This is a genomic window from Arthrobacter sp. 210 2 (genome assembly GCF_059093025.1).
In genome coordinates this window covers 63,739-83,841 of the sequence record NZ_JBNHIE010000008.1, presented here as the reverse complement: position 1 = coordinate 83,841, position 20,103 = coordinate 63,739, and the positions used below count along the sequence as shown (strand labels likewise).

Annotated in this window: 19 protein-coding genes; 5 read left to right on the top strand and 14 right to left on the bottom strand. The window is 68.0% G+C overall.

The genetic code is table 11. The features are described from left to right. The first annotated feature begins 5 nt into the window (after positions 1–5). Positions 6–1,031, top strand: coding sequence for a nucleoside hydrolase (locus tag AC5RWA_RS15440; protein ID WP_494058218.1), 1,026 nt, complete (start codon positions 6–8; stop codon positions 1,029–1,031). Between the two features lie 5 nt (positions 1,032–1,036). On the opposite strand, the gene AC5RWA_RS15435 is transcribed toward AC5RWA_RS15440, so the two are convergent. Beyond that, on the bottom strand, positions 1,037–2,461 hold the full coding sequence (locus AC5RWA_RS15435; protein ID WP_494058217.1) for a mycothione reductase: 1,425 nt from the start codon (positions 2,459–2,461) through the stop codon (positions 1,037–1,039). Between the two features lie 189 nt (positions 2,462–2,650). On the opposite strand from AC5RWA_RS15435, the gene AC5RWA_RS15430 reads away from it, so the two are divergent. Genes AC5RWA_RS15430 through AC5RWA_RS15420 form a run of 3 tightly spaced genes read left to right on the top strand, consistent with a single transcriptional unit; the run spans position 2,651 to position 5,823 of the window. Beyond that, positions 2,651–3,493: an ECF transporter S component gene (locus tag AC5RWA_RS15430; RefSeq protein ID WP_494058216.1), complete on the top strand. Its 843-nt coding sequence runs from the start codon at positions 2,651–2,653 to the stop codon at positions 3,491–3,493. A gap of 30 nt (positions 3,494–3,523) precedes the next feature. Continuing rightward, positions 3,524–4,267, top strand: coding sequence for an energy-coupling factor transporter transmembrane component T (locus AC5RWA_RS15425; RefSeq protein WP_494058215.1), 744 nt, complete (start codon positions 3,524–3,526; stop codon positions 4,265–4,267). 2 nt (positions 4,268–4,269) lie between these two features. Further along, the gene (locus AC5RWA_RS15420; protein ID WP_494058214.1) at positions 4,270–5,823 is read left to right on the top strand and encodes an ABC transporter ATP-binding protein; all 1,554 of its coding nucleotides are present in this window, start codon (positions 4,270–4,272) and stop codon (positions 5,821–5,823) included. 10 nt (positions 5,824–5,833) lie between these two features. Here the strand turns inward: AC5RWA_RS15420 and AC5RWA_RS15415 are convergent, their stop codons facing one another. The 9 genes from AC5RWA_RS15415 to AC5RWA_RS15375 form a co-directional block, all read right to left on the bottom strand. Beyond that, positions 5,834–7,999 (bottom strand): 3-hydroxyacyl-CoA dehydrogenase NAD-binding domain-containing protein, encoded by a 2,166-nt coding sequence (locus AC5RWA_RS15415; protein ID WP_494058213.1) that lies wholly within the window; start codon positions 7,997–7,999, stop codon positions 5,834–5,836. Further along, positions 7,996–9,264, bottom strand: coding sequence for a thiolase family protein (locus AC5RWA_RS15410; protein WP_494058212.1), 1,269 nt, complete (start codon positions 9,262–9,264; stop codon positions 7,996–7,998). Before AC5RWA_RS15410 ends, AC5RWA_RS15415 begins: the two co-directional genes overlap by 4 nt. A gap of 164 nt (positions 9,265–9,428) precedes the next feature. Continuing rightward, positions 9,429–10,766, bottom strand: coding sequence for an HRDC domain-containing protein (locus AC5RWA_RS15405; protein WP_079597093.1), 1,338 nt, complete (start codon positions 10,764–10,766; stop codon positions 9,429–9,431). A 55-nt stretch (positions 10,767–10,821) separates the two neighbouring features. Continuing rightward, the gene (locus AC5RWA_RS15400) at positions 10,822–11,469 is read right to left on the bottom strand and encodes a DUF3000 domain-containing protein (protein ID WP_494058211.1); all 648 of its coding nucleotides are present in this window, start codon (positions 11,467–11,469) and stop codon (positions 10,822–10,824) included. 55 nt (positions 11,470–11,524) lie between these two features. After that, a complete protein-coding gene (locus tag AC5RWA_RS15395; RefSeq protein ID WP_494058279.1) occupies positions 11,525–12,622 on the bottom strand; it encodes a threonine aldolase family protein in 1,098 nt (365 codons plus the stop codon). A 103-nt stretch (positions 12,623–12,725) separates the two neighbouring features. Continuing rightward, positions 12,726–13,463 (bottom strand): SDR family oxidoreductase, encoded by a 738-nt coding sequence (locus tag AC5RWA_RS15390; protein ID WP_494058210.1) that lies wholly within the window; start codon positions 13,461–13,463, stop codon positions 12,726–12,728. After that, on the bottom strand, positions 13,460–14,827 hold the full coding sequence (locus tag AC5RWA_RS15385; RefSeq protein WP_494058209.1) for a DUF6421 family protein: 1,368 nt from the start codon (positions 14,825–14,827) through the stop codon (positions 13,460–13,462). The genes AC5RWA_RS15390 and AC5RWA_RS15385 overlap by 4 nt, the downstream gene beginning before the upstream one ends. 145 nt (positions 14,828–14,972) lie before the next feature. After that, the gene (gene msrB, locus AC5RWA_RS15380) at positions 14,973–15,497 is read right to left on the bottom strand and encodes a peptide-methionine (R)-S-oxide reductase MsrB (RefSeq protein WP_494058208.1); all 525 of its coding nucleotides are present in this window, start codon (positions 15,495–15,497) and stop codon (positions 14,973–14,975) included. 14 nt (positions 15,498–15,511) lie between these two features. After that, positions 15,512–16,003, bottom strand: coding sequence for a hypothetical protein (locus AC5RWA_RS15375; protein WP_079597089.1), 492 nt, complete (start codon positions 16,001–16,003; stop codon positions 15,512–15,514). Between the two features lie 113 nt (positions 16,004–16,116). Here AC5RWA_RS15375 and AC5RWA_RS15370 point away from each other — a divergent pair, with 113 nt between their 5' ends. Next, positions 16,117–17,406 (top strand): alpha/beta hydrolase family protein, encoded by a 1,290-nt coding sequence (locus AC5RWA_RS15370; protein ID WP_079597088.1) that lies wholly within the window; start codon positions 16,117–16,119, stop codon positions 17,404–17,406. Positions 17,407–17,415: 9 nt separating this feature from the next. Here AC5RWA_RS15370 and AC5RWA_RS15365 read toward each other — a convergent pair whose 3' ends face one another. The 4 genes from AC5RWA_RS15365 to AC5RWA_RS15350 are packed head-to-tail and all read right to left on the bottom strand — an operon-like array spanning position 17,416 to position 20,098. Further along, on the bottom strand, positions 17,416–18,165 hold the full coding sequence (locus AC5RWA_RS15365) for a phosphotransferase (RefSeq protein WP_494058207.1): 750 nt from the start codon (positions 18,163–18,165) through the stop codon (positions 17,416–17,418). Next, positions 18,162–18,674, bottom strand: coding sequence for a Cys-tRNA(Pro) deacylase (gene ybaK, locus AC5RWA_RS15360; RefSeq protein WP_115524592.1), 513 nt, complete (start codon positions 18,672–18,674; stop codon positions 18,162–18,164). The genes AC5RWA_RS15365 and ybaK overlap by 4 nt, the downstream gene beginning before the upstream one ends. A gap of 5 nt (positions 18,675–18,679) precedes the next feature. After that, positions 18,680–19,144 carry a SufE family protein gene (locus AC5RWA_RS15355; RefSeq protein ID WP_494058206.1) on the bottom strand — a complete coding sequence of 155 codons (465 nt, stop codon included), beginning with the start codon at positions 19,142–19,144 and terminating at the stop codon, positions 18,680–18,682. 30 nt (positions 19,145–19,174) lie between these two features. Next, positions 19,175–20,098: a sulfurtransferase gene (locus AC5RWA_RS15350; RefSeq protein ID WP_079597084.1), complete on the bottom strand. Its 924-nt coding sequence runs from the start codon at positions 20,096–20,098 to the stop codon at positions 19,175–19,177. Positions 20,099–20,103: the final 5 nt, after the last annotated feature.

Genomic DNA, 20,103 nt, shown 5'->3' with positions numbered 1-20,103 from the left:
CCGCCGTGACCGCCTACCTCCTCGACGTCGACACCGGCATCGACGATGCCCTGGCGCTGGCCTACCTCGCCGCACTTCCGGACACGGAGTTCGTGTCGGTCACGGCAACACCGGGAAACGTCGACGCGGACCAGGTGGCCCGCAACACCCTGGCCCTGCTGGAACTATACGGCCGGCCCGGCGTGGAGGTGGCCATCGGCGCCCGCCGTCCGCTGTCCATACCGCTGCTGACAACACCTGAAACGCACGGGCCCCAGGGGATAGGCCACGCCGTCCTGCCGGAACCTTCAGGTCAGGTATCGGAGCGGGACGCGGTGGACCTCTGGATCGAACATGCCCGGTCCCGGCCGGGGGAGCTCACGGCATTGATCACGGCGCCGCTGACCAACTTCGCCCTGGCACTCCGCAAGGAGCCGGCACTGCCTGACCTGCTGGCCAAAGTCGTGATCATGGGTGGCTGCTTCTATTACCAGGGCAACACCACTCCCACCGCGGAATGGAACACCCACGTGGACCCCCATGCGGCCAAGGAGGTGTACGCCGCCTACCGGGGCCGGCCCTTCGACAAGCTGCCCATCGTTTGTTCGCTGGACACGACCGAGCGGATGGAGATGCACCCGGAGCACGTTCGGCAACTGGCGGAAGCGGCGGGGGCCGTGGTCCCCGAGCTCGTGCTCCCGGACCAGCCTGAGGGGCAGCGCAGTACCTCGGACAATGCGCTGGTCAGGCACCTGTCCGATGCCCTGCGCTTCTATTTCGAGTTCCACCGGCTGTACGACCAGGGCTACCTGGCCCACGTCCACGACTTCTTCGCCGCCGGGGTGGCGGCCGGCACCCTGGAATACAGCGCCCGGCCGGCAACGGTGGACGTCGAAACGGTGTCCCCGCTGCTGGTCGGAACCACCGTGGCCGATTTCCGCGGGCTGTGGGGCGTCCCGCCCAACGCCAGGGTGGTGTCCGGCAACAACCCGGCGCAGGCCTTCAGCGAACTGGTGTCCGCGGTGGGGAGCCTCGCGGCCCGGGTGGGTTGAGGACCCTACAGCGGGGCATCCTCCGGCAGGTCCACATCCAGCGCCAGCAGGGCGTTCTCCACCACTTCCATCAGCGCAGGGTGGATCCAGAAAGGACCCCGCGCCAGCTGGTGCACCGGCACTGACGTGGCCATCGCCTGGACCAGCGGCTGGATGAGCAGCGACGCTTCGTGGCCCAGGATGTGCGCTCCGAGGAGGCGGCCCGTACTGCGCTCCGCGATGAGCTTGACCACGCCTTCTTCGTCCTCCATTGCCCAGCCGTACGCCGTGGACGCGTACTCCTGGATCGCGGTGACGATCTCCGTCCCCGGTGCAGCCTGCGCCCTGGCCTCATCCTCTGTCAGGCCGACCGCGGCCACCTGGGGATTGGAGAAAACAGCAGCCGGCACTGCGGCGTAGTCCATGGGCCGGAGCCGGCCCGGGTGCTCCAGGTTGTGGGCCACCACCCGGGCTTCCCGGTTGGCCACATGCTTGAGCTGGTAGGAATTCGCGACGTCGCCCAGCGCGTACACGCCCGCCAGCGGCTGCCCGCCCGAAAGAATCCGGAGGTTTTCATCGACGGCCAGCGTGCCGTCGTCGTCCAGGTCGAACCCTGCGGCCTCCACGTCCAGCCGGTCCGTGTTGGGCTCCCGGCCGGTGGCCATCAGGACAAGGTCCGCCGCCACGCTCAGGCTGCGGCCGGCGTCGTCCAAAAACACTGCGGTGGCCCGGCCGTCGCCGCTGTCCTCCACGGACTGCAGGTGGCAGCCAAGCTCCAGCTTCCAGCGGCTTGCCGCGGCCGCGGCGAAGCGACGCGAAATTTCGGGGTCGTTGCCGCGCAACAGGCGCCCGGACCGGTTCACCTGGGTGACGTCCGCGCCAAAACCATGGAAAACGGCAGCGAACTCCGCGGCGATGTACCCGCCGCCAACCACCACCACCTTCTCCGGCGCACCCTCCAGCCGCATGACGGTATCCGACGTGTGCACCTGGGGAAGGTTGGCTCCCGGCACGTCCGGAAGAACCGCCCGCGAGCCCGCCGCCACCACTACCTGGTCCGCCGTGATGTCCACACCGGAGGCGGTGCGGAGCGCCCGGGGTCCCGTGAAGCGGGCGTACTCCTCATACAGGTCCACGTGGTCCAGCTCGTCCGCCCGGTACCGGCGGCCGGCTGCGGATATCGGATCTATCCGGCCAAAAATCCTGTCCCGGATGCCGTTCCAGTGCACCTTGTCCAGGGTCAGGTCAACGCCCAGGCGGCCGGCCTCGGCGGGCACTGCCGCCAGCGCCGACGGGTACACGAACATCTTCGTCGGGATGCAGCCCACGTTCAGGCATGTGCCGCCGAACACCCCGCCGTCGATCAACGCCACGCGCTTGCCGTCCCAGAACGGGGTGATCAGCGAATTGCCGGAGCCGGAGCCGATGATGGCAAGGTCGTAGTGGGGCATAAGGGGGAGTCTAGGGCACCGTCCGCCCGGCAGCAGCCATGCCGCACAACGTCCCGGTAGAATGGTCCGCGGCCCGCCGGTTGCAGTATGTCGTTGCAGAATCCGGCTGCTGCCACCGAGGTGACATAGGTGGCGTTCCGTTCCGCCCGGGATCTCCGGGCTCCCATGCCAGCACCCAGAAGGAACCCCATGTCATCGCCCTCCCTGATGTTGCCGTCCCCGGCGCCCGCTGCTGCCCGCAGGCGCCGGCTGCTGGAAATCCTTGGCGCCCTGGCCATTGCCGGGACCTACATCTACCTGGTCCTGAACCAGCCCGCGGACATCACCGGCGGACCCGGCAGCGCCTCGGCCCTGATCGCCCTTTCAGGTTTCCTGGTGGGGGCCATCCTGCTCATCGTGGCGGTCCTGCCCACGCTTCCTGCCTCCACCCTCGTGCTGATCCCGGTGGCCCTTGTCCTGAACATCGTGCTGGGCCAGTTCGTGGGCAGCACCCTGGTCCCGTTCTACCTTGACGCGATCGGCACGGTGCTGATCGCCGTGCTGGCAGGACCCGCAGCGGGTGCCGCCACGGGAGCCCTCAGCAGCATCGTCTGGTCCTTCTTCAACCCCACCGTGCTGCCGTTCGCCGCCGGCGCCGCACTGATCGGCTGCCTCGCCGGCCTGGCCGCGCGCTACGGCCTGTTCCGCCGTTTCTATCTCGCCCCGGTAGCAGGGTTTGCCACGGGCATCATTGGCGGTGTGGTGTCCGCCCCGGTGGCAGCCTTCGTCTTCGGCGGCACGTCCGGTGTGGCCACGGGTGCGATCGTCAGCGCCTTCCGCTCCATGGGCGACACCCTCCTGGCAGCCATCACCAAGCAGGCGCTCATTTCCGACCCCATGGACAAGGCCATCGTCTTCACCGTGGTGGCCGTCCTGGTCTATGCGCTGCCGCGGCGGACCCGGCTGCAGTTCCCGTTTGTCCGCAGGCACCGTGTCCTTGGCGGAACCACGAACGAACCGGCAGCAGCGCAGGGCTCCACACAGACTTCCTGAACAGACCTCCTGAACAGGAACCACCAGCCCATGCGCCTCCACCCGCTGACTTCCCTGGCCTTTGCCGGCAGCACGGCGGTTATCACGACGGCGGCAGCGAGTTGGCCCGTTTCCCTCGCCGTGGGCGCGGGTGCACTGGGCCTGTCCGCTGCCGGTGGCACCGCCCGGCGGCTGATGCCTGCGGCCGCGGCCGTGCTGGTGCCGCTGGGCCTGTCCCTGCTGATCGTGCACGGGCTGTCCTTTCCCGAGGGCCGGACGGTCCTGGCCCAGTTCGGCCCGGCCCGGGTAACCGCCGAAGGCCTGGCCTTCGCCGGGGAACGGGCGGCCCAACTGTCAGCCGCCGTCCTGGCCCTGCTGGTGTTTTCCTTCAGCGTCAACGTTCCGGACCTGGTGGCCGCGTTGTCGTCGCGCGGCGTCCACGGCAGGTTCGGCTTTGTGCTGGCTTCCACCCTGACCCTGCTGCCCGCCATCACTGCGCAGGCGGGACGGATCCGGCAGGCCCAGGAGTCCCGTGGGCTGGTCATCCGGCGCGGTCTGCTGCACAAAGTGGCGGCGTTCCGGCTGCAGGCCATCCCGCTGGTCCTCTCCCTGGTGGAGGACGCCGGAACCCGCGCCGCGGCCCTGGAAGCCCGCGGGTTCAGCAGTCCAGGGCCGCGCACCAGCTACCGGGAGGTCCCCGACTCCACTATCCAGCGCCTCCTGCGCATGCTCTTGCTCGCGGCGGCTGCGGCTGCCGTTGCCTGGCGGTTGTGGGCGGCCGGGGCCGGAGGCTAGGCGTGCCGTATTCCGCAGAGCCGGTCCTGGCGGCGGGCATCCGGGAGTTCACCTTCCACGACGGCGGCGGGCCGGTCCTTCAGGACGTGGACGTCGCCGTCGTCCCCGGGACCCTGACGGCCGTCCTGGGCACCTCCGGCAGCGGCAAAACAACCTTGGGAAGGCTCCTTGCCGGTTGGCTGCCCCCGGGACCCGGCGGGAACCTCACCGGGTTCCTGGAGCTCACCGGCACCCGGCTTCAGTTCAACGGCGACGCCGGGGACCCCCGGATTGACCCCGCCCAGTGGGGCCGGCAGGTGGGCTTTGTTCCCCAGGATGCTGGTGCCGTCCTGTCCACGGTCCGGGCCACCGTGGCGGAGGAACTCGCGTTCGGCCTCGAAAGCTCCGCCATGGACCGCACCGCCATGGTGGCAGCCGTTGAGCAGACGGCGGGCCTGCTGGGACTTCGCAACCTGCTGGGTCGCCATCCGGCCCAACTCTCGGGCGGCCAGCTTCGACGCCTTGCCATCGGCTGCGCCATCATTACCCGCCCGCCGGTGCTCATCATGGACGAACCCTTCGCCTCCCTTGACGCTGCGGGCGCCCGCGAACTGGGTGACCTGGTGCGGGGCCTCGTGGAGGCTGGCACCGCCGTCGTCATCCTTAGCCAGATGGTGGACGGGCTGCTTCGGGAAGCCGATCACTGGTTGGTCCTGGCGGACGGCACGGTCAAGGCAAGCGGAACACCCGCCGCGCTGAAGGCAGGGCCACCCACGGTGTTGGCGGCTATCCGGCGCATCCACGACGAGCGGGGAACCGGCGGCGCCGCGCCGGTTCCCCGCCATGCCGGACATTCCGCCCCGGCCCTGGAGCTCCGCGGGATTTCTTTCAGGTACCGGCAGGACGTCCGTCCCGCCAGGCAGGGCTTCACGTGGCAACGCCGTCAGGGCTCCCGTACCCCTGACATCCGGTCCACGGTGCTGCAGGGAATCGACCTTGCCGTCCATCCCGGCGAGATCGTGGCCGTCACCGGGCCTAATGGTGCGGGAAAATCAACGCTCCTGAGGCACTTCAACGGCCTGCTGAGGCCCACCGCCGGAACCGTCCTGGTGCAGGGGGAGGACATTTCGGGGAGACCGGTCGGTTCCACGGCAGCCGCGGTGGGCCTGCTGTTCCAGCACCCGCGCGAGCAGCTGTTCGAACGCACCGCCCTGCGGGAGGTCCGGTTCGGCCTGGACCGGTTGTTTGGGAAGGATGAGGCAGGGGAACGCGCCGCGGCGGCACTGGCGGCCGTCGGTCTCTCAGCGGCCGCCCACGAACACCCTGCGGAGCTGCCCGCGTCCCGCCAGCGGCTGCTGGCCCTGGCAACAGTTCTGGCCCGCAAACCCGCCGTCCTCGCGCTGGATGAGCCGACCGTCGCCCTCGACGGCGATGGGCTTGCCGTCCTGGACGCGGCAGTCCGGTCCGCGGCGGTGGAGGGCGCCGCCGTCGTGCTGGTCACCCATGACCTGGGTTACGCACGATCGGCGGCCCACCGCACCGTTGCGCTCGACGCCGGCCGGCTTGCGGAAGCCTGAACCGGTCCGGTTATCCCGCGGCCGGGCGGGACGCCCTGCCCGGCGGCAGGAAAGTCTTGCCATTGACGCGTTCCGAGGCCCCCACCCGGTCCAGGTACGGGGTGATGCCGCCGAGGAACATGGGCCAGCCCGCGCCGAGGATCATGCAGAGATCGATGTCTTCGGGGCCTGCAACTACGCCCTCGTCCAGCATCAGCCCGATTTCCTGGGCCAGGGCGTCCTGGGTACGGCGCAGGACGCCCTCGCCGGTGGAGGGGCTGGTGCCGAAGGACATCAGCGACAGCGTGGACTGCGGGATTTCCTGCGTGCCGTCCGGGGCGGTTTCCCAGAGGCCCTTCACACCGTTGTCGATGAGTTTCTGCAGGTTGGCGGACACCGGGAACCCGTCACCGAAGGCGGCGTTAAGCGATTCTTGGACGTGCTGGGCAACCGGCAGCCCCACCATGGCCAGCAACGTGAAGGGGGTCATCGGCAGGCCCATGGGCCGCAGGGCATTGTCCGCCACGTCTGCCGGAGTGCCTTCGTCGAAGGCGGCGGTGACTTCGCCCATCAGGCGCAGCAGGATGCGGTTGACCACAAACGCGGGTGCATCCTTGACCAGTACCCCGGTCTTCTTGAGCGCCTTGGCCAGTTCAAAGGCGGTGGCGAGGACGGCGTCATCGGTCCGCGGGGCCCTGACGATTTCCAGCAGCGGCATCACGGCCACGGGGTTGAAGAAGTGGAACCCCACCAGCCGTTCCGGATGCTGGAGGTCCTCGGCCATGGCGGTCACGGACAGCGAGGAGGTGTTGGTGGCCAGGATGCAGTCAGGGGTGACGATGGCTTCGAGCTCGGCGAACACCTGCTTCTTGACGTTCAGTTCTTCGAAGACGGCTTCGATGACGAAGTCGGCGTCGGAAAACACGTCCTTGGACACGGATCCCGTCACCAGCGCCTTGGTGCGGTTGGCGGCGTCCTGGCTGATCCGCTGTTTGCCCAGGAGCTTGTCCACTTCGGCGTGGACGTAGCCCACTCCCTTGTCCACGCGGGCCTGGTCGATGTCCGTCATCACCACGGGGACCTTGAGCTGGCGGGCGAAGAGCAGCGCCAGCTGGCTGGCCATCAGGCCGGCACCCACCACGCCTACCTTGGTGACCGGACGGGCCAGGTTGCGGTCGGGTGCACCGGCGGGACGCTTGGAGCGTTTTTGGACCAGGTCAAGGAAGGCGTACACCGTGGCGCGGAACTCGTCGCTTTGCATGAGTTCTGCAAGGGTTTCGCATTCCAGCTCTGCAGACTCCGCCTGGGTCATGGTGCGGTTGGCCTCCAGGAGGTCAAGGACCTTTCCCGGGGCGGGTGCGGCGTGTGAGGTCTTTGACTCCACGAACCGGCGTCCTGCTGCCACTGCCGCAGCCCACCTGGCTGCGGTATCCGGCGCGGCGGGGTCGACGGCGTTGGCACGTTCCGGCACCAGACCGCCGGAGATGACTTCCGCGGCCCATGCCAGGGACTGCTCCAGGAAGTCCGCCGGCTCAAAGACGGCATCGGCGATGCCGAGTTCGAAGGCCTGGGGTCCGGTCAGTGTCCGGTTGTTGCTGAGCGGGTTTTCGATCATCACCTTCACGGCGTTTTCCGGGCCGATCAGGCGCGGCAGGATGTAAACCCCACCCCAGCCGGGCACCAGGCCAAGGAAGGCTTCCGGCAGTGCCAGGGCGCCCGCGCCGGTGGACACGGTGCGGTAGGTGGACTGCAGGGCGATTTCCAGCCCGCCGCCCAGGGCTGCACCGTTGATGAACGCGAAGCTGGGAACCCCCAGGTTGGCGAGCGTGCGGTAGACGTCGTGCCCCAACTGCGCCATCCACAGCCCGTGTTCCCGCTTCTCGAGTGCCTTCACCGCTGAAAGGTCTGCGCCCGCCACCAGGTAGTAGGGCTTCCCCGTCACGCCGACGCCGGCGATCTCGCCGCGGGCGGCCCGCTCCCGGAGGCCTTCGAGCACTTTGCCGAGTCCCACGAGGGTCCTGGGTCCCAGCGTGGTGGGCTTGGAGTGGTCCAGGCCGTTGTCGAGGGTGATGAGGGCGAAGGTTCCCGGGCTTGGCTTGCCGGCGGCGGCCGGCAGTTCGATGTCCCGGACGAGCGCGTGGGTGACGGTTTCGTCGGGGAACAGGGCGGCGAACTCGATGAAATCTGCGGCGCTCATGCCGTGGCTCCTTCAGCTGCCGACGCTGCGGATGTGGTTCCGCTGCAGTCGGGATGGTGTGGGTTTTCCCAGATTACGGTGCCGCCCATGCCCAGGCCCACACACATGGCCGTGATGCCGAAGCGGACGGAGGGATCCTCCTCGAACTGGCGGGCGAGCTGGGTCATCAACCGGACGCCTGAGGAAGCAAGGGGATGCCCGACGGCGATCGCGCCGCCGTAGCGGTTGACGCGGGGGTCGTCGTCGGGAATCCCGAAATGGTCCAGGAAGCTGAGGACCTGCACGGCGAAGGCTTCGTTGATTTCGAACAGGCCGATGTCCCCGATGGTGAGCCCGGCATTGTCCAGTGCCTTCTCGGTGGCCGGAACGGGGCCGATGCCCATTACCTCGGGCTCCACCCCGGCGTAGGCATAGCTGACCAGGCGCATCTTCACCGGCAGGCCGAGCTCCGCGGCGGCCTCTGCGGAGGCCAACACCGCAGCGGTGGCGCCGTCATTCAGGCCGGCGGAGTTTCCGGCGGTGACCCGGCCGTGCGGCCGGAAAGGTGTCCGCAGGGCGTCCAGGTCCGCCATGGTGGTGCCGGGCCGCGGCGGTTCGTCAACGCTGTGGACAGTCCACCCCTCACCCGGCTTCCGGGCAGCCACCGGAACCAGGTCCGGCTGGATCAGGCCCTTTCCGTAGGCGGCGGCAAGTTTGGCCTGGGACGCGACGGCGTAGGTATCGGCACGTTGCTTGGTGATGGCCGGGAAACGGTCGTGCAGGTTTTCGGCAGTGTTGCCCATGTTCAGTGCCGCCGGGTCAACCAGCCGCTCCGACATGAAGCGGGGGTTGGGATCGGCGCCGGAGCCCATCGGGTGGTTGCCCATGTGCTCCACCCCGCCGGCAATGACAACGTCGTAGGCGCCGAAGCCAATGCCTCCGGCGGTGGACGTCACGGCGGTCATGGCGCCCGCGCACATCCGGTCGACGGCGAACCCGGGGACGGTCCGCGGCAGGCCGGCCAGCAGGGCTGCAGTCCTGCCAAGGGTGAGGCCCTGGTCACCGGTCTGGGTGGTGGCTGCGATGGCCACTTCATCCACGCGCTCCGGCGGCAGGGACGGGTTCCGGCGAAGCAGTTCGCGGATGCATTTCACGATCAGGTCGTCGGCGCGGGTTCCGGCGTAGATGCCTTTCTCCCCGGCCCGGCCGAATGGTGTGCGGACGCCGTCAACAAAGACGATGTCGCGGACAGTGCGCTGGGATGCGCCGCTTCCGTGGTGGCTCACGTTTAACTCCTCATCGAGACGTAGGCGCCTGAATGCATGCCGGACTACGGCAGCATCATGACGGCAGTGAACCCGATGTTACTCGTCAGTAACTTAGCCTGCAAGAGGAGAGCCCGTGCCTTCCGGCGGGGGCGGCCGGCGCGGAGCCGAACTACCGGGAGGGGCTACTGTTCCGCCGGTACGGCGGCAGCCGGCTTGGGCTCCTTGGGCGGCAGGGGCTGTGGATTGAGGAAAGCGTGGGTGATCAGGGGTGCCGCCAGTCCGACCTGCCACTCGCGTGCCCCCAGGGTGCGCAGTTCAGCGGCCACCGATGCTTCGCTGATTTCCGCTGGAGGACGCCATGCCACGCGCCGCAGGTAATCCGGAGTCAGCAGGTTTTCCAGCGGCAGGTTCAGCTGGTCGGCCTTCTCCTGCAGCAGGGGCCGGGCAGTGGCCAGCCGTGCGGCGGCTTCGGGGTCGCGGTCTGCCCAGACGCGCGGCGGCGGCGGGGCGTTGGTGGCCAGGTGCAGCGGCGGAAGTTCTTCCAGGTCGCGCGCGGTGGCGATGCAGCGCAGCCAGCGCGGGGCTTCCCGCTGGGCCGCCCGGCCGTGGAATCCCTTGGTGCCCAGCAGTTGCGGCACCGTGGCGGGCATGGCCTTGGCCGCTGCCACCAGTGCGGAATCCGGGATCAGCCGGCCCGGTGCCACATCCCTTTTCTGCGCCAGCGAATCGCGCTCCAGCCACAGTTCCCGGACGGCGGCAAGCTGCCGGCGGTCCCTGATCTGGTGCAGGCCGGAGGTCTTCCGCCAGGGGTCGACCCGGGGCGGGGCCACGCCCGCTGCGAGGATGGCGGCAAATTCCTGCTCGGCGTAGTCGAGTTTTCCGTCCGCCTCGAGAAGTTCCACGAGTTCTTCGCGCAGTTCGGTAAGGACCTCGACGTCGAGGGCGGCGTAGCGCAGCCACGGCTCGGGCAGGGGCCGGGTGGACCAGTCGGCGGCCGAGTGCTCCTTGGCGAGGCCGAACCCCAGCAGCTGTTCGATCACCGCGGCCAGGCCAACCCGGGGCAGTCCGGCCAGGCGGGCGGCCAGTTCGGTGTCGAAGAGTTTGTCCGGCCACATGCCGAGCTCTGAGAGGCAAGGCAGGTCCTGGCTGGCGGCGTGCAGGATCCATTCGACGCCGCGGAGGGCATCGTTGATGATGTCCAGGTTCTCGAAGGGTTCGGGGTCGATGAGCCAGGTCCCGGCCCCTTCGCGGCGGATCTGGACCAGGAAAGCCCGCTGCCCGTACCGGAATCCGGAAGCGCGTTCGGCGTCGACTCCTGCCGGGCCTGTTCCGGCGGCGATGGCGGCGGCGCAGCGCTCCAGGCCGGCCTGCGTTTCGATGACCAGCGGTACGCCGTCCCGGGGCGCGGCAAGTTCGATGATTTCGGGGATGGGGCTGTCGAAGCCTTCCACCGTGATGTGGGGTGCGGTATCAGCAGCCGGAACGCCGGCCGTGGTGTTTTCCGGAATATTAGGGGTCATGATGCCCCCAGTTTACCGGCCGGCAGGCCGCGGACGGGTGGCGGCAGGGCCATGCCTAGTTCCGCCGCCGGTGCGGCAGGGGCGTCACGCCGTCCGGAAGCGGAGGCAGGCCGGCGAAAGTGCACACCATGTCGGACCAGGCCTCCAGGTGTGCCGTGACGTCTGGGGATGCCGGGGTCCACGAGGCGCGGAGCTCGATGTCGATGGAGCCGGGCCGTTCCGCAAGGGTGCCGAAGCTCTCGGAGAGGACCCGGGTGGCAGTTCCGCCGGCGGCCCGGTACTGCGCCTTGTGGTTCTCCAGCGCCTCCACCAGCCAGGTCCAGGCGACTGTTCCGAGCATCTCGTCGTTGCCCATGTCCGGTTCTAGTTCGGCCCGGATGTACGTGACAATGCGGAACTCGCCGTCCCAGACTGCCGATCCGTCGGGGTCATGGAGCAGGATGAAACGGCCGGTAGCCAGCTCCGTTTCGTCGTCGTCCCCGGTCCCCGCCGCGGAGGCGAGGGCCATTGCGGCGGGGCCGTGCAGGGGAGTGCCGGTTCCGGTGCCCGGTGCCATGACTTCCGCACCCAGCGCGACGGCGAAAGGCGCCAGGCGTGCCGGCGCGGGGATCTCCGCGAGGCGGAGTTCCCTGCGGCACTGGGCTTTCCTGAGGGTTCCCAACGCGTGGAGAAAGTCCGGGGGAACCTGGTCAAGTGCGTTCACCTTCGCAGGTTACGCAACGGGAAGGGGCAGGGCGGGAAGGCTCGCCGCCGGCGGCTTAGCCGGACTGCCCGTTCCGGTGATCGCGGAGTTCATGGCGGATCGCTGCGGCGAAGGCATCGATATCCTCCTCGGTGGTGTCGAAGGAACACATCCAGCGCACTTCGCCGGCTGCCTCATTCCAGTCGTAGAAGCGGAAGGAGGTGCGCAGCTTGTCTGCCACGCCCGGGGGAAGGATGGCGAAGACGCCGTTGGATTCGGTTTTCTGCGTTGGCTGCACGCCGTCGATGGTGTCGACGGCGGCGCGGAGCCGGGCCGCCATGGCGTTGGCATGCGACGCGGACCGCAGCCAGAGGTCGCCCTCGAGCAGGGCAATGAACTGGGCCGACATGAACCGCATCTTCGAGGCCAGTTGCATGTTCATTTTCCGCAGGTAGACCAGACCGTGCGCGGCTTCCGGGTTCAATGCCACCACCACCTCGCCGAACAGCAGGCCGTTCTTGGTGCCGCCGAAGGAAAGGATGTCCACGCCGGCGTCGCGCGTGAAGGCACGCAGCGGCACCTGGAGGTGGGCTGCGGCGTTGGCCAGCCGTGCGCCGTCCATGTGCAGCTTCATGCCCCTGGCGTGGGCGTGGTCGGCGATGGCCCGCACTTCCTCCGGCGTATAGCAGGTGCCAAGCTCGGTGGTCTGCGTAATGGACACGGCCAGCGGCTGGGCGCGGTGCTCGTCGCCCCAGCCCCAGGCCTCCCGGTCGATCAGCTCGGGCGTGAGCTTGCCGTCCGGTGTGGGGACGTGCAGCAGCTTGATGCCGCCGATCCGTTCCGGGGCGCCGTTCTCATCCATGTTGATGTGGGCGGTGGAGGCGCACACCACGGCACCCCAGCGGGGGAGCAGCGACTGCAGGGACAGCACGTTGGCGCCGGTCCCGTTGAATACGGGGAAGCACTCGATGCCCGGCCCGAAATGCTCCACCATCAGCTCGTGCAGCCGCGCGGTGTAGTCGTCCTCCCCGTAGGAGACCTGGTGGCCGTCGTTGGCTGCCGCGAGTGCGGCCAGGACTTCGGGGTGGACGCCGGAGTAGTTGTCCGACGCGAAGCCCCGCACGGTGGGGTCGTGCAGCCGCACGGCCGTGCCTGTTTCTGCTGTTGTTGTCATGCCTTTGCTCACGCTTTCAGTCTATGTATCTTCACTGCACCGTACAGTCGTGCACCGAACAGTCAGGTACCGTGCAGTCTTGGTCCATACGGTGCTGGTCCGCCTACGGCGCCAGCCGGAGGCGGGTGCCGTTTACGTCGTCTGCCGGGGAACTGAAGAGTCCCACGACGGCGGTGGCCAGGTCCTTGACGTCCGTCGCGCCGGGGAAGGACCTTTCGGGATGGCTGCGGCGCAGTCCATCGTCCACCAGGGCCTTCACCACCAGCACGACGGCGGCAGCCTGCCCGCCGCCGTCGGCCGCTGCTGCCTTGCGGAACCCGTCCGCCATGGCCATGGTCCACGCTTCGGCGGCCGCCTTGGCGGCGACGTAGCTGGCCACTGCCGCCCCTGGCTTGTCGAGGGCGGTGGAAGACACCATGGCGAACCTGCCGTGGCGGGAGGCGGCGATGTCGTCGAAGAAGACCCGGGAGACGTTGCGCAGCGTGGTGACGGCGGCCTGGTGTAGGAAGTCCCAGTCCTCGTCCGACTGGTCCGGGATGCCCTTCGCTCCCCGCCAGCCGCCCACCAGGTGGATGACGCCGTCCACGGGCCCGGCAACGGCGGAGGCTTCGTTCCGCAGCTGCCGGACGTCGTCGAGCCTGGCGAGGTCGCATACGAGGGGTGTGACGCCGTCGCCCGCCTGGCGTGCAGCAGCCTCAATCCGCGCCTGGTCGGACCCCGCGGTGACCACCCGGTGCCCGGCGTCCCGCAGCGCGCGGGCTACTGCCACCCCGGAGGCTCCGCTGCCGCCCGTGACCAGGACGGTGAGTTTCAGCGGTTCCGCGCCCTGGGGCTCGCTCATAGGGCGGAACTGCCCGTGATTCCGGCGGTTGATTCGATGACCGGGCGCATTTTCTTCTCCAATGCCTCGTAGAACATGGACAGCGGGAATTCATCATCCAGCACCTGGTCGGTCAGGCCGCGCGGGGCGCCGGACAGGGGAAGGGCAGCCGGACCCTTCGCCCAGACGGACGCCGGGTGGGGGGTGACGGTTTCCGAAACCAGTTCGTACGCGGCGAGCCAGTGCGCGGTCTTGGGCCGGTCGATGGAACGCCAGTACAGGTCGTCGATCTTTGCCCCAAGTGCAATGACGGCGTCGGCCACTTCGTCCCAGTCGATGGTGAGCCGGGTGTCGGTCCAGTGCAGGACGTGCTGCTGGTGGAGCCAGGCAAAGAGGAGCTGTCCGCCCAGGCCGTCGTAGTTCCGGACGCGGCTTCCGGTGATGGCGAAGCGGAAGATCCGGTCGAAGATGATGGCGTACTGCACCAGCTTGGCGTGCCGGCGTGCCTCCGGGTCGGCGTCGTCGTCCTTCTGGATGCGGACGGACTCGCGGAAGGCGGTGAGGTCGCAGCGCAGTTCCTCCAGGGAGTACAGGAAGAACGGCATGCGCTGCTTGATCATAAAGGGATCAAACGGCAGGTCGCCGCGCATGTGCGTCCGGTCGTGGATGAGGTCCCACATCACGAAGGTGGCTTCCGTGAGGTCCTGGTCGGCCAGCATTTCGGCAGCGCCCTCCGGCAGTTCCAGGCACGTGGTTTCGGCGGCGGCCTTGAGCACGCGGCGGAAGCGGGCCGCCTCGCGGTCGGCGAAGATGGCACCCCACGTGAACGTGGGGGTTTCGCGCACGGCGACGGTCTCGGCGAAGAGCACCGCCGAGTTGGTGTCATAACCGGCAGTGAAGTCCAGGAAGCGGATGGGGACGAACAGCTTGTTGGAGTAGTCGCCGCCTTCCAGGCCGGCGATGAACTCGGGCCAGATCACCTCGATCAGGACAGCCTCCACCAGGCGGCTGCTGCTGCCGTTCTGGGTGTACATGGGAAAAACCACCAGGTGCTGCAGTCCGTCCCGGCGCTGTTCCTGCGGCTGGAAAGCGAGCAGCGAGGAGAGGAAATCGGGAACACCGAATCCACCGGCTGCCCAGGCGGAAAAGTCTGCGCAGACGGCGTCCAGGTACGCGGAGTCGTGCGGGAAGGCAGGGGAGAGTGCACTGACGGCGTCAATGATCACCTTGGTGTGGGCGGAGGCTTCATTGTGCGCGGCAGTGTCCGGGATGGACCCGTCCTGGACCTGGAGGGCCTGAAGGGCGGTGGCTGCTGCCTTAAGCCGGAGCCAGTCCTGGTTGTTTGCGGAAATCCCGGTGACGGCGGCGGTCAGGGTTTCAGTCATCGTCGGCTGCCTTTCTGGTTGCTTGCTAACTATTGCCGAGCGTAGCAAGCAACCAGCAGAACTAATCTGAAAAGCAGCCTAGCCTAAGAAATGCTGTGGCTAGAGGACGGGATCAACTGGGCGAGACATGACCCCCGCTGGGGAATCAGTTTCCCGGGTTACCGTCGCTGACCTGCGGCTTTTCGTTCGAAACCAATTTCAGGGACACGGAGTTGATGCAGTAGCGCTGGTCGGTGGGGGTTCCGTAGCCCTCGCCTTCAAAGACATGGCCCAGGTGGGAATCACAGGTGGCGCAACGGACCTCCACGCGCTCCATGCCCAGCGTGCGGTCATGGATGTACCGGACGGTGCCTTCAGCCAGGGGAGCCCAGAACGACGGCCAGCCGCAATGCGAATCGAATTTCTCGTTGCTGGTGAACAGTTCCGCCCCGCACGCCCGGCACTGGTAGACCCCCGCGGTGTGGGTATCCCAGTACTCTCCCGTGTAGGGGCGCTCGGTACCGGCCTGGCGCAGGACGTGGTACTCCTCGGGGGTGAGTTCTTCCCGCCACTCGGCGTCGCTTTTCTGGACCGTGGCGTTCACTGCGGCGGGCTCACCCGGTCCCACCGTTGGATCTGCCACCGCGTCGGTGGCCTTGTTACCGAAAATGCTGTTTCCGAAGATGCTCATAGGAATGCCAACGCTTAGGAGTCGCCGATAAATCCCGAGCCCGCGTACAAGTGCAGTACGGGGAGGCCCAGCTGGTCCTGGGCCTTGTTGGCCCAGTCGGTATGGAAGGTATCGGCCACCGCGTGCGGCCGGGTGATCACCACTGCCTGTGAGGCGCCCGTTTCGCGGACCCTGGATACCAGCCCGTTGACCGCGCCGCCGTCCACAACTTCACCGGTGACGCCGCTGCCCAGTCCTTCCAGCGCAGCCAGCGACACGGCAAGGGTTTCCGATGCCTGCGCCCGCTCGGTGGTGGGGTCCGGGGTGTGGGACGTGAGCTCGCGGAAGGCTTTGGCGATGTCCAGCATGGACAGGTTCTCCAGGAAGTCCACCAGCAGGTGCCGCTCGGTGTTTGCCGGCACCAGCACCAGCAGGCTGGAATCCGATCCGTCCACGAGCCGTTCTATGTTCAGGCGGTCGTCCGCCCCCAGGGGTTCTTCGGTCAGGATGACGATGGGATCACTCATGGCCTTAGCCTAGCCCTGTGCATGGGGCGCCGCACTCAATCTTCGGCTCCGCCCGCGGCCGCCGCCGCGGTGCGGAATGTGGGCTTCCGTTTCGAGGCGGTAAGAATAGTGCCATGGCTCTTTTCCAGCGCACCAGCCCTGCCCCTGTTGTCCGGACCCCCGAGGACGGCGGAATGTCCCTGGGGACCAAGTGGGCCATCGGCGGGGCCATCGGTGGGGTTTCCCTGGCCGGGCTCCTCGCCACGGGTTCGTCTGCGCTCGCCGTCTACTTTGCGCGCCGGGTCATCACGCCGTCCCGGCAGAGGACGGCCGACCAGGAAGTGCTGGCCGTCATCCGGGACGGCCGGCAGCAGCAGGTGATCCTGGCAGCCACTGACGACACCACGATGGAGGGGGTGTACGGATTCTTTTTCGACGGCGGCAAGGGGCACGCGCGGATCGGCCGCATCGTCTCCTATTCGCCGGCTGAAAGGACCGTCCTGCGCGAGGTGGAGGCCGTGTATTCCGGTGACCTCTCCACGGCGCGGTGGGGCTGGTGGAGCGGTGCCACCTACCCGGACCCGGCCGCCGTCGGAATTCCTGCGGAGGACGTGATGATCCCGGTGGACCGCGGCGAAGCGCCGGCCTGGCTGGTACGCGCCGGAGGTACCGCCCGGACCTGGGCGGTGATGGTGCACGGGCGCGGCGCCACCCGGCAGGAGGCGCTGCGCGCGGTGGGGCCGGCCCTGGAGCTTGGACTCACCAGCCTGGTGGTGTCCTACCGGAACGACGGGCTGGCGCCGTCGGCGGACGACGGCCGGTATGGCCTGGGTTCCACCGAGTGGCGGGATGTCGAGGCTGCCATCGAGTATGCGCTGGGCAAGGGAGCCGAGGAGATCGTTCTGTTCGGCTGGTCGATGGGCGGCGCCATCTGTCTCCAGGCCGCCGATCTGTCCCGCTACCGCCACCTGATCCGCGCCATGGTGCTCGATGCGCCGGTGATCGACTGGGTGAACGTCCTGGCCCACCACGCACAGCTGAACCGCATCCCGTCGCTGGTGGGCCGCTACGGGCAGCTGATGCTGGGGCACCCGCTCGGCCGCCGGCTCACCGGCCTCGCCGCCCCGGTTGACCTCAAAGCGATGGACTGGGTGTCGCGCGCCGTGGAGCTGCGGACTCCCACGCTGATCCTGCACAGCGTGGACGACGAGTACGTGCCGTACAAACCGTCAGCCCTGCTGGCCGAACGTAACCCGGAGATGGTCACGTTCGAGACCTTCAGCCGTGCACGGCACACGAAAGAGTGGAACGTTGATCCGGAGCGCTGGGAGAGGCTGGTGAAGGCGTGGCTGCGGCAACAGCTGGCCCCGCGGCTGAACCCCGGTGCTGCGACTGCGGCCGGATCCCCGCGCCCTGGCCAGTAGGGGCCACCGTCAGCTGAGGAGCGCGCTCCGCCACACATCGATGTGCCGTGCGACGTACTCCGCCGAGGCTTTCCAGTGTTCCCCGTGGCCGTCGTCGTACATGCGCGCCCATGGCTGGCGCCCCGAATCCTTTGCTTCCTGCAAGAGGCCGTACATTGCCTGTACGCGGTGGACGAGCGTCTGCGGAAGCGCCCGCCGCTGCCCTTCATCCGCGCGGTAGCCGTCCGTGAATGCGCGAAGGCGGACGCCTGCCTCATGGGGGTCCGCACCTTCCCATAAACCGGCGAATGACTGTGCAGCGTAGGCAAGATCCCAGAGCCGTGAACTGGGGCCGGCGCCATCCCAGTCAATGAACACCCAGCGGTCACCCGTCACGAGGTTCCACGGCGCGAGGTCGTTGTGGCAGATCAGCTCGGCTTCCGGTGCGGGGATGAGCACCTTCCATCGGCTGACATCCTCCGGGGTGCACAACGGGCTGTTGTCGTGGATGGCCCGGATCATGCCGCCCACCTTGTGGAGATCGGCCGTTTCCAGCTGCCCCCGGTCTATGGCCAGGGTTCCTTCGACGTACTCGATTACCTGGCGGCCCTCGTTGTCCTGTCCGGCGGCCCGCGGAACATCCAGCCCCGCAGCCGCCAGGATGGAAAGAAAGTGATGCACATCCGGGGTGGAGGTTTCCCAGGGCTTCCGTACGGTAGTGCCGACCCGCACAACAAAATCCGAAGCGTTGCCGCCGGACAGGGCCTGCTCTTCGCTCACTCGTGCCCGTGGCCCTGTGCCAGCGAGCTGATGGACGCTGTCACGGCGTCGGTCAGCCGTACCAGGTCGGCGGGCGCGAGCTCGATGTCCAGGCCGCGTCTGCCTCCCGAAACCAGCACGGTATCCAGCGCCAGCGCACTGGAATCCAGCACGGCAGGGGAGGGGAGCCGCTGGCCCAACGGAGAGATACCGCCGAGGACGTAGCCGGTCCGCCGCTGGGCAGCAGCGGGATCCGCCATGGCAGCCTTCTTGGAACCCAGCGCGGCGGCGAAGGCCTTGAGGTCAAGCGTTCCGCTGACGGGCACGATGCCGACCGCCAGCTTGCCCTCGACCTCCACCATCAGGGTCTTGAAGACCCGGGCCGGGTCGATGCCGAGGACTTCCGCAGCCTCCGCGCCGTAACTGGCAGCGGAAGGATCATGGGTATAGGGGTGCAGCACAAAGGGAACTCCGGCTGCGGTCAATGCCGCTGTGGCCGGAGTTCCCTGTGCGGTGCTTTTGCGTGCCATACGCTCTAGGCGCGGACGCCGGACGTGGCGGCCACCTTGCGTTTGATCCGCCCGAGCATTGCCGTCATGCCCCGCATCCGGAGCGGCGTGATGGCCCGGGTGAGGCCGAGCAGTTCGGGCATGTCGTCCGGCACTGACAGGATCTCACCGGCGGTCAGCCCGTCCAGGCCCTCATGCAGCACGCCGGCGAAACCGCGCGTGGTGGGAGCCTCGGCCGGGGCCTTGAAGAACAGCCGCACGGCGGCAGCTGCCCGGCCGTCGTCGTTCTTCTCCGTCTCGATGGTGAGGAACAGCGGGGACTGGCACTCCACAACCTGCTCCAGCAGCTCAGGGTGGTCCTTGAGCCGGTCCGGAAGCTCGGGCAGTCCCTCCGAGAATTCCAGCAGCAGCTGGAGCCTCTCGGGTTCGGTCAGGGCTTGGAAGTCGTCCACGATCGCCGCCAGGGCGGAAGGCAGGGCTTGAGTAGTCATCAGTCCAATTCTACGCGGGAGGAACTCCCGTCAGACTCCTGCCGGGACGGGAAAGGAACCGCGCTCGGCGCCCTTGACGATGGGGACGCGGACGGCGTTGCCCCACTCTGTCCAGGAACCGTCGTAGTTCCGGACGGACTCGAAGCCCAGGAGGTACTTAAGGGCGAACCAGGTGTGGCTGGAACGCTCGCCGATGCGGCAGTAGGCCACGACGTCGTCACCTTCAGCCAGGCCTGCTTCGCCAAGGTACAGGGCCTCAAGTTCCTCACGGCTGCGGTAGGTGCCGTCAGCGGCGGCGGCGCGTGCCCAGGGGATGGAAGCGGCGGTGGGGATGTGGCCGCCGCGCAGCGCGCCCTCCTCCGGGTAGGCAGGCATGTGGGTGCGCTGGCCGGTGTATTCCTCGGGGGAGCGGACGTCGATGAGGGGCTTGCCCAGGTGCGCCAGGACATCCTCCTTGAACGCGCGGATGGGAGCGTCATTGCGCTCGACCTCCGGGTAGCTGCCGCGTGCGGGGGCCGGCTTCTCCTTGGTCAGCTCACGGCCTTCGGCAATCCACTTGTCGCGGCCGCCGTCCAGCAGGCGGACGTCCTGGTGGCCGAAAAGGGTAAAGACCCACAGGGCGTAGGCGGCCCACCAGTTGGACTTGTCACCGTAGATCACCACGGTGCTGTCGCGGGAGATGCCTTTTGACGCCGCCAGCTCGGCAAAGGCGGCGCCGTCCACGTAGTCCCGGGTCACCTCGTCGTTCAGGTCGGTGTGCCAGTCGATCTTCACGGCACCCGGAATGTGCCCGGTTTCGTAAAGGAGGACGTCCTCATCGGATTCGACAACAACCAGTTCACCGTTGGCTACCGCGCCGCTTTCGATGGCCGCGGCAAGCCATTCGGTGGAGACCAGCCGCTCGGGGTGGGCGTAGGCAGCGAATTTCTCGTTCTGTTCAACGGGGTAGGGCATAGCGT